Origin of the sequence: Tunicatimonas pelagia (genome assembly GCF_030506325.1) — a bacterium.
GTDB classification, from domain to species: Bacteria; Bacteroidota; Bacteroidia; order Cytophagales; family Cyclobacteriaceae; genus Tunicatimonas; species Tunicatimonas pelagia.
In genome coordinates, this window is sequence record NZ_CP120683.1 from 2,349,264 (window position 1) to 2,364,647 (window position 15,384).

The 15,384-nt window shown below is 43.8% G+C and carries 16 protein-coding genes; 13 read left to right on the forward strand and 3 right to left on the reverse strand.

The features are described from left to right. Window positions 1-79 precede the first annotated feature (79 nt). The 8 genes from P0M28_RS09850 (at window position 80) to P0M28_RS09885 (ending at window position 9,412) form a co-directional block, all read left to right on the forward strand. A complete protein-coding gene (locus tag P0M28_RS09850) occupies window positions 80-1,948 on the forward strand; it encodes a tetratricopeptide repeat protein (protein WP_302209726.1) in 1,869 nt (622 codons plus the stop codon). A gap of 7 nt (window positions 1,949-1,955) precedes the next feature. Continuing rightward, the gene (locus P0M28_RS09855; RefSeq protein WP_302209727.1) at window positions 1,956-2,720 is read left to right on the forward strand and encodes a response regulator transcription factor; all 765 of its coding nucleotides are present in this window, start codon (window positions 1,956-1,958) and stop codon (window positions 2,718-2,720) included. Window positions 2,721-3,098: 378 nt separating this feature from the next. Beyond that, window positions 3,099-3,638, forward strand: coding sequence for a hypothetical protein (locus tag P0M28_RS09860; RefSeq protein WP_302209736.1), 540 nt, complete (start codon window positions 3,099-3,101; stop codon window positions 3,636-3,638). 19 nt (window positions 3,639-3,657) lie between these two features. After that, the gene (locus P0M28_RS09865) at window positions 3,658-4,845 is read left to right on the forward strand and encodes an OmpA family protein (protein WP_302209737.1); all 1,188 of its coding nucleotides are present in this window, start codon (window positions 3,658-3,660) and stop codon (window positions 4,843-4,845) included. Between the two features lie 17 nt (window positions 4,846-4,862). Further along, window positions 4,863-5,786, forward strand: a complete 924-nt coding sequence (locus P0M28_RS09870; RefSeq protein WP_302209738.1) for a vWA domain-containing protein — start codon at window positions 4,863-4,865, stop codon at window positions 5,784-5,786. 82 nt (window positions 5,787-5,868) lie between these two features. Further along, complete coding sequence (locus P0M28_RS09875) at window positions 5,869-6,954, forward strand: right-handed parallel beta-helix repeat-containing protein (RefSeq protein WP_302209739.1); 1,086 nt, start codon at window positions 5,869-5,871, stop codon at window positions 6,952-6,954. 7 nt (window positions 6,955-6,961) lie between these two features. After that, complete coding sequence (locus tag P0M28_RS09880) at window positions 6,962-8,947, forward strand: T9SS type A sorting domain-containing protein (protein WP_302209741.1); 1,986 nt, start codon at window positions 6,962-6,964, stop codon at window positions 8,945-8,947. A 48-nt stretch (window positions 8,948-8,995) separates the two neighbouring features. Continuing rightward, window positions 8,996-9,412: a lipocalin family protein gene (locus tag P0M28_RS09885; RefSeq protein ID WP_302209742.1), complete on the forward strand. Its 417-nt coding sequence runs from the start codon at window positions 8,996-8,998 to the stop codon at window positions 9,410-9,412. 322 nt (window positions 9,413-9,734) lie between these two features. Here P0M28_RS09885 and P0M28_RS09890 read toward each other — a convergent pair whose 3' ends face one another. After that, a complete protein-coding gene (locus P0M28_RS09890; RefSeq protein WP_302209744.1) occupies window positions 9,735-10,331 on the reverse strand; it encodes a MarR family winged helix-turn-helix transcriptional regulator in 597 nt (198 codons plus the stop codon). Between the two features lie 63 nt (window positions 10,332-10,394). Between P0M28_RS09890 and P0M28_RS09895 the strand changes: the two genes are divergently transcribed. The 5 genes from P0M28_RS09895 (at window position 10,395) to tnpC (ending at window position 13,571) form a co-directional block, all read left to right on the forward strand. Then, on the forward strand, window positions 10,395-11,144 hold the full coding sequence (locus tag P0M28_RS09895; protein WP_496060941.1) for a TspO-related membrane protein: 750 nt from the start codon (window positions 10,395-10,397) through the stop codon (window positions 11,142-11,144). A 215-nt stretch (window positions 11,145-11,359) separates the two neighbouring features. After that, entirely contained in the window at window positions 11,360-11,653 is a 294-nt protein-coding gene (tnpA, locus tag P0M28_RS09900) for an IS66 family insertion sequence element accessory protein TnpA (RefSeq protein ID WP_302205096.1), read from the forward strand. Beyond that, on the forward strand, window positions 11,654-11,998 hold the full coding sequence (tnpB, locus tag P0M28_RS09905) for an IS66 family insertion sequence element accessory protein TnpB (protein WP_302205097.1): 345 nt from the start codon (window positions 11,654-11,656) through the stop codon (window positions 11,996-11,998). A 200-nt stretch (window positions 11,999-12,198) separates the two neighbouring features. Continuing rightward, entirely contained in the window at window positions 12,199-12,657 is a 459-nt protein-coding gene (locus P0M28_RS09910) for an IS66 family transposase zinc-finger binding domain-containing protein (RefSeq protein WP_302205098.1), read from the forward strand. After that, window positions 12,558-13,571: an IS66 family transposase gene (gene tnpC / locus P0M28_RS09915; RefSeq protein ID WP_302205099.1), complete on the forward strand. Its 1,014-nt coding sequence runs from the start codon at window positions 12,558-12,560 to the stop codon at window positions 13,569-13,571. Before P0M28_RS09910 ends, tnpC begins: the two co-directional genes overlap by 100 nt. A gap of 41 nt (window positions 13,572-13,612) precedes the next feature. Here tnpC and P0M28_RS09920 read toward each other — a convergent pair whose 3' ends face one another. Together P0M28_RS09920 and P0M28_RS09925 are read right to left on the reverse strand one after the other, a co-directional pair. Beyond that, entirely contained in the window at window positions 13,613-13,834 is a 222-nt protein-coding gene (locus P0M28_RS09920; RefSeq protein WP_302209746.1) for a hypothetical protein, read from the reverse strand. Between the two features lie 84 nt (window positions 13,835-13,918). Continuing rightward, the gene (locus P0M28_RS09925) at window positions 13,919-15,379 is read right to left on the reverse strand and encodes an ISKra4 family transposase (RefSeq protein WP_302204760.1); all 1,461 of its coding nucleotides are present in this window, start codon (window positions 15,377-15,379) and stop codon (window positions 13,919-13,921) included. Window positions 15,380-15,384 lie beyond the last annotated feature (5 nt).

The following is a 15,384-nucleotide window of genomic DNA, read 5'->3' on the forward strand; positions in this document are numbered from 1 at the left end:
AGGGGAGAACTTAAATACATCGTAGTAGGTTCTCTAGTCTCTGTAGGAATTCCTATATTTAGCTCTAGGCTAACCTACTATGATGTATTTACTTCTACTTTTCTTTTCCTTTACTGTTTCCACCCCTCTTGAGGATGAAAATACTAAAAATAATACTTTAAGAGCACAGGCTGATTCTTTATATACGGTAGCTGAAAATTACTACGATCAAGGGCAAACGACTCAATCAATCACGACTCTTCAAAATGCTTTACCTATATACGAGAATCTAGGCGATTCTACTCGAAAATCAGATGTATTTAATAATATTGGGTTTTTCTATACTACTCTAGGAGAACTAGATCAAGGTATAAGTTATTTTAAACAGGCACTTCGTACTGATAAATTTCAGCAGGACACTTCCCGGATGATTGGCCGGATAAAAAATATTGGGATTGCTTACCAAAACAAAGGGTTTTATCAAACCGCACTCAGTCATTATTTAGAAGCCTTACAATTCGCTCAAGAAGCTGATCGAGGAAAAAGTATTGCTTCTATTAGTAATTCTATCGCCTTACTACTTCAAGAACAGGATCAAATTGATAAAAGCCTGTTCTATCATAAAATGGCACTTCAGCAGTGGAAATCACTTCAAATGAAAGATAAAGTAGCCTATTCGTATAACAACATCGGAGTACTGTACGATGATACGAATCAGTACGATTCGGCTCTGCATTATTACTTTCGAGCACTAGAGCAAAAGCAGCAAACTGGAAGCAAAAGCTCGCAGGCGATTACACTCTATAATATCGGAAATGTGTACCTTCAATTGGATAGTCTGGAAAAAGCACAGAACTATCTACTTCAGGCGTTACCTATTCAACGGGCGGTGGGTAACAAGGAAAAATTAACGGCTATTTACAACAGCATTGCCGAATGGTATCTAGCTAAACAAAATCTACTACAAGCTATAGCGTACATGGATAGTGCCCGGCAGCTTATTCAACAAACCGATATCCGTACCGATAAACTGGAGAACTGGAAGTTACGAATAGACGTGCTGGAGCAGCAGCAGCAGTTTGGGGAGGCCAATACCTTACTGCATCAGTGGGCTGCCCTGCGGGATAGTTTGTTCAACGAAGAAAAAGTGGCGGTGGTAAAAACCCAATCGGAATTTGAACTTAACCAGGCTAATCAGGAGAAAGAACTGGCTCGGCAGGAAGCTACGTTGGCGCAAACCGAACGGGAGCAGCAACGGTTGATTACTATTTTTCTGGGGCTGGTAACCACTCTATTATTTGTAATTGGGGTCGTTATCTGGAATAACCGCCGTAAGATTCGCCAGAAGAACGCGCAGCTCCAGCAGAAAAACCAGTTGATTGAGCTTCAGAAGTCAGATATTCGGCACCGCACCCAAAACGTGCTGGAGCGGGTGGTGTACGTACTGCAACTGGTTTCGCAGGAGGTTGACGACGAAGAGCAAAAGTTCCAGATCAAGCGGGGCGAGAATATGATCTTTGCCTTGTCTAATCTGGAAGAAACGTTGTACGAATTAGAGGATGAAGAGCAAGTACCGGTGGCCTTCTTTTTCAACAAGCTACTAAACGAACTACTGAAATCACACACGCTTAAGGCAAAATTCAATCTAGATATTGGCTCATCACTCGTATTACCTATCGATGTAGTTATTCCCCTAGCACTCATTACAGCTGAACTGGTAACTAACGCCATTAAACACGCTTTTGCCGAAATGGCTGATCCCACACTGTGGATAACAATACGCCACCAAGGCAGTCAATTACACCTGTTGGTTCGGGATAACGGGGCAGGGTTTAGCGAAGCCGTTATTGCTAAGGGGTTCGGACAACGGCTTATCCGAAAGCTAGTAAAGCATTTAGATGGCATGATGGATTATACCACCCAGCAGGGAACCGAATTTAGTCTTATATTTCCGATAAAATCTACCTAAACTACTTATGAAGTTACTCCTCGTTGAAGATGACCCCATGATTGCCGATCAGATTTATGAAGATGTAACCTCATTCTATCCCGAACGCCTTACTATTATAGGCCCCTACAATAACTTTGATAGCGCGGTGGCCGGATTGGTAAAAGAAAAGCCCTCGTTGGCGGTGCTGGATATTCACTTAAAGCGAGAGCGAGAAGCGGGCATTCGCCTAGCCGAAGCTATAAATCAGGTACTGCCCATCCCCTTTATTTTTCTGACTGGGCTACCCGATAGGAAAGGTTTTGAGAAAGCTAAGCATACCCTTCCGGTCGCTTTCCTTAAGAAACCCTACGAAAAAGACGGGCTGAAACGCGCCCTAGACTTAACAATGATGCATGTTGAGCGAAACAAAGTGGCGACGCAACAAACCATTCCTGCGGTTATAAAGCCACTAGGGGAAGATGGTGTTTGGGTTACCACCTCCCGTAATGAACAAGAACTGCTCAAGCTTAATGAGATTATATTTCTAAAAGTGGACGACCACTACATTGATGCCCATAAAGTGCAGGGAGGAACACCCACCATGTTTAAGTCTTCCCTACGTGACTTTTACGAAGACTACCTGAGTGCGTTCAGCAACTTTTTTCACCTCGATCGCTCGCACGTAATCAATCTGAAATATGTAACCAGAATCAAGGATAACCACGTTTACCTATCAGAAGAAGATAAATTTTCTATTCCTAAAAACCGACGCATTGATCTCTACAAGCGTTTGGGGGTTTACCCAACCTGATACGTAACCGCCCTCAATTTTCACCTTTACGAATATAATCGGGGGTTCTGCGAACTAATCCCTGCCCTACACGAAATAAAGTTCGTGCCTACTTTGGCGTGCCCTATTTTTAGCGAATTGGCTCCGGTAATATCGGCCACCCGACTGACACAAGGAACTAAACAAAAAAAATTTAAAAATCTTCCAAAAAATGTTTACTCACCAGGCCTTGATGCGACTTCCTAGTGAAAATCAATTTAAAAACATTCACTTACCATTTTACCTATGAAGTCAATACTTACCATCGTCTTGGTGCTGCTCGTAGTCTTTTATGCTTTCCTTGAAGGGTTATTGTAGACTATTATTAACTAAAAATACTAAACCAAAATTATCTTAATTATGAAAACGCTTATTACCTCTTTTGTTGTAGTCTTCATCTTAGCGGCTTTGCCCAGCTTTGGTCAGTCAGCATATCAGTCCGGCAACTTTATCATTAACGGTGGCATTGGTCTTGGCTCCAGTATCTACGGCACTGTTTCTCTCAATGGTAGCGCTGAATATTTTATTAACGACGAAGTTTCTATTGGTGGTGGCATAGGATACTCTGGCTACAGTCGCGGGCGTTACTTTGGCGATCCGCTGCGGGTCAGTGTGATTTACGTAGGCCCCCGGGGCTCATTTCACCTTTCCAATACACTCGGAATAGACAATAGTGCACTAGATGTATACGCTGGGGTTTTTGTCGGCTACGGTATTGTTTCTGTATCGTACCGAAACGAAAGAGTGTGGGGAGCAAACCCTTACTACAATGGCTATTCCAACTTTAATTATGACATCTTCGGAGGTGCCCGATATTTGTTTAACGAGAATCTGGCCGCCTACGGCGAGCTTGGATTCGGAATATCGGTACTACAGCTAGGAATTACTTTTAGTCTCTAATCTGAAAGTGCGTAAAGTCATGAATGACCTAGCCTACAGTATACTATTCTTTTGGGTGTTGGCCGTAATTCCCGCTTACAGTCAAAGTCCCGAAAGCGATGTGCAGGAAATTCTTCAAAGGTTAGATGCGGGCGAGCCTGTAGAGAATATGGTGATGAATTTAGGAGATATTAACTTCCGGTTTGGTACCGCCGATCTGGAGCCGCAGGCAACTACCTATTTAAACCAAGTGGTAAATCTGATGCAAAAGGCTTCCAATATAGAACTCTACATTCAGGGTTTTGCCGATAATGTTGGAAGCTCAGACTTTAACAAGAGATTATCTACGAATCGCGCTCAAAACGTGCTGATTTATCTTGAGAAAAAAGGAGTTGAGTCGGATAGATTGATTAGTGAGGGGTTTGGTAGTGGTAAACCCGTTGCTGATAATACTACCTCCGAAGGAAGAGCCCAGAACCGAAGGGTAGAAATGGAGGTAATTAAACCCGAAGCCGTTGAAACTATTCAGGATATTATTGTGCTAACCAGCCGCCAACGAATTGGCTCAGTAGTTATTGACTACAACGAGGAGCAGGTACGCTACCAGCAGTTTACCAGTAACGATACAATGGTTGTGCAAACTGAAGAGGTAGATACCATTTACTTCTCGGACGGTACTGTGAAAGCTTTTCCCAGGCCAGTGAAAGAGAAGTTTGATTTTGCTCAGTGGTGGGGTGATAACGTGCCGATCTTCAAAACATCTGAGTCCTTTCACCGAGGCAATTTTATAGTCGGCTTAGGCATTGGGTTAGATAATGTAGACATCGGCTACGGTGATAGCGAACACCCGATTGTTATTCCCCCGGTCATGCTCATTGTTGAGCTACCGATTGGGTACAACGTGGGGCTGGGAATGACAGCTGGGGCTATGCACTGGGGCGTACCCGAAGTAGACGACATTCTATACGAATACTACGCCGTGAGTGCCCGGCTGGCCTATCACTTCAATCTGGGACGAAAGGTAGACCTCTACATCGGAGGAGCAATCACTGGGCGACAGATTACAAAAACAGAGGGCGATGAGCGTAACAGTAAACAAGAAATTGATCCTGGGTTACTCTTGGGCATTCGCTATTACATTAACAATACCTTCGGAGTCTTTGGTGAAATTGGCGACGAGAGCGTGGCCTACCCTAAAGTTGGCCTAGCCATCAAATTTGGAAATTAAATATAGCTAAACAACCTATGAGAAATCTAATAATTCTGTTAGCCGTAGCCACGGTGTGTGCTTCTTGCTACGAAGATCACTCGGATTTAATTCCTGATCCCGAAGTCTTACCGGGTGCTATGAACCTTTTAGCTAGTGATGATAAAGCCCTTACAATTGACCTCACGTGGGATGAGGTGCCAGGGGCTGATTCTTATAAGGTTTTTCGGCGAGACTACTTTGCGGTTGAAGACTCAATGCTAGAAGTTGGGGAATCAGACGTTACATTTTATACCAATTTAGATGTTGAGTCCAGCACCTCTTATGAGTACTACGTAGCAGCATTCAACGGAGTGCTAGGAATACCTTCAGATACTGTGGTAGGTTCTACCCGACGCATTACTACGGAAGAAACTTTCGATGTACTAGCAGAATTTACCGATGGTGAATCGTATGAATCTTCAGGGGCTTACCAGCTAGGAGAAGTTATTCTTACAGTTATCGGTGAACAAGCGCAGGCATCAGCTGATTTGGTATTTCTGATTGATAATACCGGAAGCATGAGTGATGATATTTATTATATCCAGGTCAATCTCAATGCCATCATTGATGCATTACCAACGGGAGTACGGGTAGGAGTAGCCGAATACGGAGATAATAATGTAGATCCTACCAACTGGTACGAATCCACACCGCTCACCAGTGACCTAGCCTCTATTAAAGATTATATCAACGCCATTCAGGTAAGTAGCGGAGGCGATACACCAGAATCGGTATACGATGGATTGTATCGTACCATCGATGAAATGAACTGGAGTTCTTCAGTAAAGAAAATGATAATTGTCATTGGGGATGCTCCACCGTTAGAAGGGTTCTATTCCAATTATACGCTCAAAGAAGTAGTAGAAAAAGCCAATGAGGTTGATATTGTTGCTAACCTATATCCCATTTTAGTCTACTGAAATACGTCCGCTTGCAGTACGTAGCTCAAAATTCATATCAATACCAATCATGTACAATATTTTCATTAAAACTTATGTAACCATGACACGAACATTCTACTTTCTCGTCGTTCTAATTTTAAGTCTATCTCAGTCTTACGCCAAAGTAATTCGGGTAGATAACAACGAAGGCGCATCAGCCGATTATATCAAACTACAGAATGCTATTAATAATGCCGACCCAGGCGATTCTATTTACGTGGTAGGCTCACCAAATTATTATGATACTAATACTCAGGGACGTTTAGTAGAGATAAGATTAAACAAAGAGGTAATCATCATTGGTCCCGGGTACTTTTTAGGAGAGAATAACAATACTCAATTCAACAAGCAAACTGCTAAGGTCTACCAAATCAATATTGGCGAAGGAGCAGATAACTCAATACTCACTGGTCTAGACTTCAACGCTAGTAGCAGTTCATATATAAATATTAATCGGGAACGACTGGATGGAAGCCAGGGCAATAATAGTCCCAATAATATCACGATTACTCGGAATATTATTGACGAACTATATATTTACCATGCCTCAAATACCTTAGTAGAAAGAAATTATATCAGTACCAATGTTAACCCTATTTTCCTAGATGAAACCTCTAGCCGTAGTGTCATTCGTAATAATATTCTCCGATCCGGTAATAGATATGCTACAATATATGGCGACTTTCAAGGAGTATTATCTAATACTGTAATCAGTAATAATACGCTAACTAATGGTCTTTATCGCATCCGTGGAGCTACTATTCAAAACAACATATTCATTACTGGAGGGTTTAATGATTGTGATGATAACAATGTAAAGAATAATATTTTCACTACTGTAGAGGATGCTGTATTCCCCGAAAATTCTACGGCCAACGATGCAGAAAACAATATTTTCGGAGCGGTACAAGCCAACTTGTTCATCGCCCCTACCCCTTCTTTGGATAGAGATTTTCAGTTAGCCGATCAATCACCCGCTCGGGGAATTGGTATTGACGGAGTTGATGCCGGGGCTTTCGGAGGAACTAGTCCTTATAAAATATCTGGCCTACCGGGTATCCCAGCCATCTATGACCTCACGACCAGTGGGATTGGTACGCCTACCGATGGAATGAGTGTAACTATTAAGGCACGATCTCACAACTAGGCTACCCATGAAGATTTTTATTAGCCTATTGATGATAGCACTGCTATCAACCACTAGCCTTTGGGCGCAGAATATTGTAGCAGCCGAGTACTATATTGACACTGATGCGGGATTTGGTCAAAATACACCCATCCCTCTTAATGGACCAGGTAGTAATATTACCCAATCCTTTACGGTTGATTTGAGCGACGTAAGTATCGGTTCGCGCACACTATGGGTACGCGTAAAAGACGATCAGGGCCGTTGGAGTATTGTTACTAGTCGGGCATTTCTGGTGGAAAACATCATTCCTGAGGAGGGAATTTTAGCTGCCGAATACTTTGTCGATGAAGATTTAGGTTTTGGTAACAACCAGCGCATTCCGCTGAATAGTATTGGGAGCGATGTAACTGTTACTTTTACCGTAGATCTGAGCGATTATAAACCAGGTATCCATATGCTTTATGCCCGCACTTTAGATGTGAAAGGGAACTGGTCAATTGTAAGCCATATGCCTTTCGTAGTGGTAGACAACGCTGAGTTGAATAATATAATTGCGTTAGAATATTACTACTACAGCGTAGCGGAGGAAGCTATTGTTGGGTCAGATACACTGAATTATCGTTTTTCTGAACCCAAGGCTTTTGTCAATGAAGCATTCCCAGCTAATGTACAATCCTTATCTAATGGTGAGGAGTATATACTTTACGTTTGGGCAATTGATGTAGCGGGCCGTCGCAGCTTAGCCAGTACTACGCAATTTAAGTACTGTAACAATATTAATGGCGATTGCAGGAAACCTCTGGCTATTGACTCCTTGGTAGTGACCAATATAGGTTGTGTACAAGATGAGCTAGGCAAAGTAGAAATCGCTGCTTCGGGAGATGGTATACGCTCGTATAGCTTAGATAACGTTACTTTCTACGAAAGTAACGTATTTACTGGTTTGCGGGAAGGCACCTACACTGTGTATGTCAAATCCGGTACTGAAGTAATCAGTGAGGACTTCATCATACGGGTCGCTACCGTAGTGGGAGATTGCCCCGACCCCAGCCCTAAACTTGAGTTCAAAATTACCAATACTACCTGCGCCACCAGTATTGATGGTGAAGCGATAATTTCAGTTGTGAACGGAGGCAGCAGATTTACCTACAGCATTGATGGCACTACCTACGTAGCTGATAGTGTATTCACTGACTTAGCTTCCGGAGACTATACGGCTTATGCCCAGAGCGCGGATACTACCATTTCTAGAAGTTTCTCAATCAGTTCCCCTGATCCAATCATCTTAATAACTCAAAGCGCTATATCTCCCACCTGTGCCCAGCCGCAGAGCGGTAGCTTTACCGTAGTAGTTGCTGGCGGGGCTGGTGATAATTATACTTTTCGTATTGACGGAGTTGCTACTCAGACCAATGGTACATTTACCGGATTGGCCGCAGGAAATTACCAAGTGATTATAGAAGATGAGAATGGCTGTTCTATCACAACCGAAGTAGAAGTTCCGGCGGATGCCGCTGCTCCCGCCACTCCAATCATTACTTCTCAGTCTAACGCTGACCCCGAAGCCCTAGCAACAGAGGTAATACTTACCGTGAGCAACGTAAGCGGAATCTTCACTTGGTTTCTGGATGGCGAAGAAGTTACGGGTGAATCGTCCAACCAAATTACGCTGACCAGTGGTGGAGCCTACACGGTGCTGGTTACCAATGCCGAAGGATGTCCTAGTGCTATCTCTGATGGGTTTCAAGTAACGTCCATCACCAATGAGTTAGCTCAGAATGTGTTAGTGTTTCCTAATCCAGTGCAGGCTGATTTACAGATTACTCTGCCCAAAAGTATAAACCGGGCAGAAGTAAGTGTATACAATTTGCAAGGCAAAGCCATGATTAGGCAAACGTTCACACATCAGCCTAGCATTCGGCTAGAAACGCGGAGACTACCCACCGGAACTTATTTGCTACAGGTTACCAGCTCAAAGGGTATCATTCAGCAGAAAATTCAGAAATATTAAACTAATCGGAGGGAAAGGTGTCGCTTTCCCCCCTTTACCTCTTATGTTATGAAAAAGATCATTACACTTTGGTTATGCCTTTTACCGTTTCTTGTTGCTGTTGATTGTGGTGGTGAAGAACCTACCGACCCATCCCAGCCAGATACTCCCGAAGAGCGGCTAGTACAAAACTGGAATATTACTGCCGTAGTTATTGACGGACAATCACAAACACCTAGTAGCCAGTCTAATGTTGGGTTTAATTCAGATAATTCGTACAATATTACTTTACCGGAACTAGAATTCTTTCCTGCGTCGGGTACTTGGGAGTTCACGGGCGGAGATACTAAAATTTCTATCAACGATGGGCAATTTGTGTTCGATGTGATTGAACTAGATGAAGACAGTATGATTCTCGAGCTGAACTACGAAAACTTCAAGTCCGAACCTACCGTCTATCAACTAACATTTTTAGTAGTCGGCTAATTACAGCACAAAAAACAACAGTTCTGTAGAGGATATTGACTGACGAAAGTCGCCGGTCATAGAGTTAGAATTAGACATTCACTTAAAGTAGTGAAGAAAAAGCAACTAAGCAAAACGAACATAAAGAGATTCTCCAAATATTGGAGAAAAGTGAAGTTCCCTTTTTTATCAGAAAAGGGAGGCGTACAACAGCGCGGCAGCCGCGCTGTTGTACATCCCTATAATTCAGGCTTTCAGCTCTATTGAAATTTTTATTTATGGTGCGTATCCCAAAGAGTACATACCACAACTGTTGTTACAATCCGTTTCAATGCAACCATCATTATGATGCTTTATCAAACCCTAATTTTTTCTGGTGAAAAGAATCTAATTTATTAAGTAAGTGGAATAGCATACCTTTCTCTTTGGTCGTCAAATCGCCGTTAACAGTCTCAGATAACTTTGATATTACTGGATATAGCTCTAGCAGTTTTTTTTGACCTAAATCTGTAATTTGCTGAAGTTTCTTTCGCTTGTCATTTTTATCAGGTACTGACCGTACATATTTTGAACTCTGTATTCTCTTTAGCACTTCCATGCCTGAGCTTTTTTCCATCCGGGCAATTTTAATCAAATCTACCATCCCCATGTCGCCTTGATGACTAAGTATTGCGAGAAAAATAAAATCCCATATTGTACTGATACCTGTATCACGCAGACTTTCTCTAATATGTCTGCTCACATACTGTTGCATTAATGCCAAGAGCTCGAAATTCTTCCTATTGGTATCCCGCCCGCTGCTTTCAAATTGTTCTGTAGCGAATCTGACAATTAACCATTCTTTAAATTTTTGTAGGCTCATATCAGAAGTGGAGTCATCTACAGCTTCATACTCCTCTACGTAATCAATGAGATTCTTTATGAGGTCAAATTTATTCATTTAAACCTTTTTAGTATACTTACGTTCTTTATTTTAAAAAATTAAAATGAAAACATTCTAAATATGAACCTAAGGCAAATATTCATATTACTCACCACAATACTTATGGTAGCGGCTAACAATTTTTATCCGCAAATAAGCGAGTTATTATTTGATCAAAAACCTGATGCATTCGGAAAATATTTCGAGGCTATGACAATCATTAGTCCACCTGCGTTCACCTTTACTATATGGGTTCCCATTTTCTTGGGAATGATTTTATTTTCTATATACCAGGCATTGCCCAAAAACAGAGAATCTGATTTCTTTGACAATCTACTATTACCAGTTGTAATCATTAATGTTTTCAATAGCATAAGTTTATATGGCACCTATGTCTATAACATTTTCATACTGATATTTCTTCTAATTGGCCTTGGCTGGGCTTTCTTTCTTATCGAGAAGGTTAAATCAAAGCAACCGAAATTTTTCTGGCTTGTGGAGTTTCCATTTTCTCTGTTTTTTGGGTGGATAACAGTAGCTTTAATTTTGACTATCAGTCAGAACTTAAAATACCTCGATTGGGGTGCGCTCGGATTGTCAGAGGAATTTTGGTCATTTATAATAGTTTCTGTAGCTACAACGATTGCTGCGTTGGTATACCTAAGATATAAGAGCCTTACCTATCTGTCAGTATTGATTTGGGCTTTCATAGGAATTTTGTTTACTAATTATCGGCTAGGTAATTGGGGGAATACAATCTTTATTTTTTGCGTAGTCATTTTTCTTACATTTATTCCTATCGGAAGAAGATTGAAAACTAAAATGGCGTGACGAAGATTGGTTTCTTTCAATTAATCACGACGTTGGCGTAGATAAACCCATGCGATATCTATCTTGTAAGTGAACAAACTAATATGAGTTGTATAATCAAACCTTTTCTGTAAATCCGATAGTAGAGAGTATACAATGCTTTTATAAGGTATCCCTACGGTGAAACGGACTTGATAAACAGCCGAGTGCGCCATTATCTTTGAAGAAAAAAGGTTATGGCACATTTTCGTACTGAGCAAAAGATGTTTCCTGTAGTGGAAGCTTGGCAGAGCAGTGGACAAACGCAAAAAGCGTTCTGCGCTGCGCATAATATTTCTGTTTCGGTGTTGGCCTACTGGCTACGGCGTTACCGCGATCACCACGTTGATGAGAGCGATGAGTCCGTTGGTTTTGTTCCCGTCCGTATGGATGTATCCGGTCCGGCAGCCCTGGAAGTGAGTTTACCTTCGGGGGCGGTGTTGCGTTTTGCACAAGTAGTACCGGTGGGGTATCTGAAAGCTTTGCTGTAGATGTTGATGAGCTTAGCCAAGCGAATATTCTTGTATTCGCACAGCGTGGACATGCGCAAAGGGTTTGATGGGCTATCGGGCATCGTATCTCAACAGATGGGTGCGGATGTACTGTCGGGGGATGCCTACGTGTTTGTGGGGCGCCGGAAAGACCGTTTAAAGTTACTGGTATGGGAGTCTTCGGGCTTCGTATTATACTACAAACGCCTAGAGGCGGGTACGTTTCGTTTACCTAACGGTAAGCAGTCTGCCGTAGAGCTGTCTTCGGCTGAACTGTGGGCGTTATTGGAAGGGCTGGACGTAGAGGTGAAGCAGCGACGAAAACGCTACAAACTATCGGCCTGAGTGTTTGCATTTACCATGCACCTACTTATGTTTGCTGCTATGGATTATGCCGCCCTACAAACTGAGAATCAAGCTTTGCGTGAACAGAACAAACTGTTGCGACAAGAACTGGCTGAACTGAAGCGGCTGGTCTATGGCCTAGGCGGCCCCGCAGCAAAAGGGAACGTTTCGTAGGAACCGCTACGCCGGGGCAACTTAGCTTGCTCTCTAATGAAGAGGTCGTAGCGAAGGACGGTGTTGAAAAGCAAACGTATCAACGAACGATAGCCAAACCTGCCGCATCCATTGCCCCTTCACGCAAACTGCTACCGGCTCACTTGCCGCGTATAGAGGTAGTGCTGGAACCCGAAGAGGATACCTCAGCGATGAAGAAGATTGGTGAGCAGGTGAGCGAAGAACTGGATTATGAACCGGCTAAGTTGTTTGTGCGCCGTTACGTCCGACCGCGCTACGTGAGTGCCGAAGAAGACTTTTATGTAGCTGCTTTGCCCAACCGGCCCATTGATAATCATTCCATGACGGAGGCATCCCTGGAGCCGGACTACTGGCTCAGATTCTCATGGATAAGTTCTGCGATCATTTGCCCGTCTACCGGCAAGTACAGTGCTACCAACGATTGGGTATCAGCCTCTCAGAAAGCACATTGGGCGGTTGGTTGAGTAGCGCTTGTGAACTAATCAACCCCCTCTACGCGGCTTTGCGCAAATGTGTACTCGGTCAGGCATACTTGCAAGCTGATGAAAGTCCAATACCGGTGCTGGATAAAAAGAAAAAAGGCAAGACTCACCGAGGCTATCAGTGGCCGGCACCCCGGTGGGCCTACCATAGTCCGGAGATTAGACTGGTGTTCTTCGACTACCAGTCCGGACGAGGCAGAGAGGGACCCAAAGAATGTCTGAAAGCCTTTTCCGGTTACTTACAAGCCGATGGCTACGAAGCCTACGAATGGCTCAACGCCCAGCGCAATGACATTACCCTACTGCATTGTATGGCGCACGCCCGCCGTTACTTTGAAAAAGCCCTGGACAGCGATGCCGAACGGGCCACCTATGCCCTGTCCGAAATACAGAAGCTCTATGCAGTGGAACGTCACGGCCGACAAGAGGATCTCTCAGATGAACAACGCTACGTGTTGCGGCAAGAACAGGCGGTGCCCATTCTGGAAGAGCTACATGCTTGGTTGCTCGAACAAGCGGCCAATGTATTGCCTAAAAGTCTGATCGGTAAAGCCGTTGCTTACTCACTGCGCCGTATCAAAACTTTATCGTTGTATACCACTGACGGGCGGCTGGAGATCGATAATAACCTGATTGAAAATACCATCCGACCTATTGCCCTGGGCAGAAAAAACTACCTGTTCGCCGGGAGCCACGCGGCCGCCCAACGTATTGCTGTCTTCTACAGCCTGTTGGGCAGCTGTAAACTGCACGGCATTGAACCTTACAGCTATCTGAAAGACATCCTGGAACGACTACCCGATCATCCCATCAATGAAATAGAAGACTTGCTACCCCACCGATGGAAACCCCGGCAAGCTGACCAAAAAACTGAGCCGATCACCGTCGCCGTCTAGTTCACCGGAGGGATACTTTATAAGAACATATTCAAATCCAACTACAATACTTCCGAATAAGAATGTCCTGCTTCTACATCACCGCCCTTGGCGTAGCGTAGCCACTGTTTTGCAGCATAATCGTAGAGAAAACCTTCCTGAATGCCATATTCAAATTCTTCTATCAAACGAATAATCTTTTTGGTATCATTCTTCACTCCGGTAGTATGGCATACCTCAATGATGATTGGGGTATGCTGATGTTCATTATCGTAAAGCAACACATCTTGTACTGGTCTGTCCTTCGTCTATCATGGTTTCGGGTAAAGGCTCTAAATCAATTGAGTGTATAACAAAAAGGGTGTAACTCAGGCAGCTTTTTGGTAAAGAGCTTGTTGTTCGTGTTTGACTACTGTTTGTAGGTAGTTGTCCCAATCGCCGTTCTTTCTGACGGCTCGTAGGTTGAGCATATTCTGCGCACCTTGTTTTCCCCAATGCATGCCGTTTCTCTCCATACGGCTCTTTACAAAATGTCCACAGGCACTTTCCACCGCTCCGGTGGTGATAGGAAATCCTAGCTGTAGATAGGTTTTGTAATCTACCATATGCTGATGGTTGGTCAGGTAGGTGATGGCTCGTTGGACAGTGTCACGCTTGTATTGAGACAAGGTAGCCTGTTGCAAGATAACTTGCCATTGCTGTCGTACCTCATCATGCTGGCTGTCTAGTAACAAGGCGGCTTGGCTTCTCACCCAAGCAAAACGATTGGGATGCTTCTCCCCCCAATGAGCGTTAGCCACCTTCCAAACGTACTCTAGCAAGTGAATAAAATCCAGTACGTAGGCCTCTACCCGATGGGTAACTTTCTTTTCTTCTACCACTTGCCGAACTGCTTTTTCTAAGGCTCGGTCACCGTCTATCAAAACGATGATCGGCTTTTTTGCACTAGCATCGCGCCGAAGTAGGTTTTCCACCCCGTAGCGGATGGCCCCTACCTTGTCTGAGAGAAAGGCTCGTAGATGCTTGTGCTCGTGCCAGGTATGCCCTCCATCGGGCTTCTGCGGCTCATGGGTAGGGCAAAACAAGCTCTCTAAGAGTTCTTGAGCCTGCCGGGGCCGCGGGGTAAACGAACTGCTCAGGCTTACTGTGGCTTCTTTTTTGACCCCCTTCTTCTGTCCTTTGCTCAGACGAACCGCCGTACTTTCCTCAGCTCGCTGAGTTTCGCTGCGACGAATGGGCACCCCCTTACCGTCAAAGCCTACGCTCAAATGAGTACCATCTTCTATGTTTTCCCAGGCTTGTTGCTCATAAAAGTCTTTTACTTGCTCGCAAAGCCTGTAACTACACCGTTGGCTTTGCATACCCCTTAGGGGATGACCTAAGATGCGCTCCAACTGCTCAGCACTTTGGGCAAAGTCCATCTCGGTGGCCCCATACCCTAACCAATCATCCAATACGTAAGAATAGTTGCTCTTGGGTAAGCCCAACGCTTCGTCCAGCCGGTAATAGCTCTTACCAGTGGTTGAGTAATACTTGGGGCGGGCAATGGATAACGGGCCAAAAATGCTTCGGTAAGGCCGACTACGCAGCCCGGTGTTCTTCATCTTTTCCCCTGCACGATCAACGGGAACCCCCTGAACAGCGACTACCTGTTGTATACTCAAAATGTAGTATTCTAACAGTTGAAAACCTAACTGCAATAAACTGGTAAACAAAGACCGCTCTACCTGATGAATTCTCATTCCTTCTTTACTTCGGGCATCCATTTGGGCTATTATCTGATCTAAGTGTTGTCTTATCTGGTTGATTTTTGCTTCCTTTACTTCCATAGCGA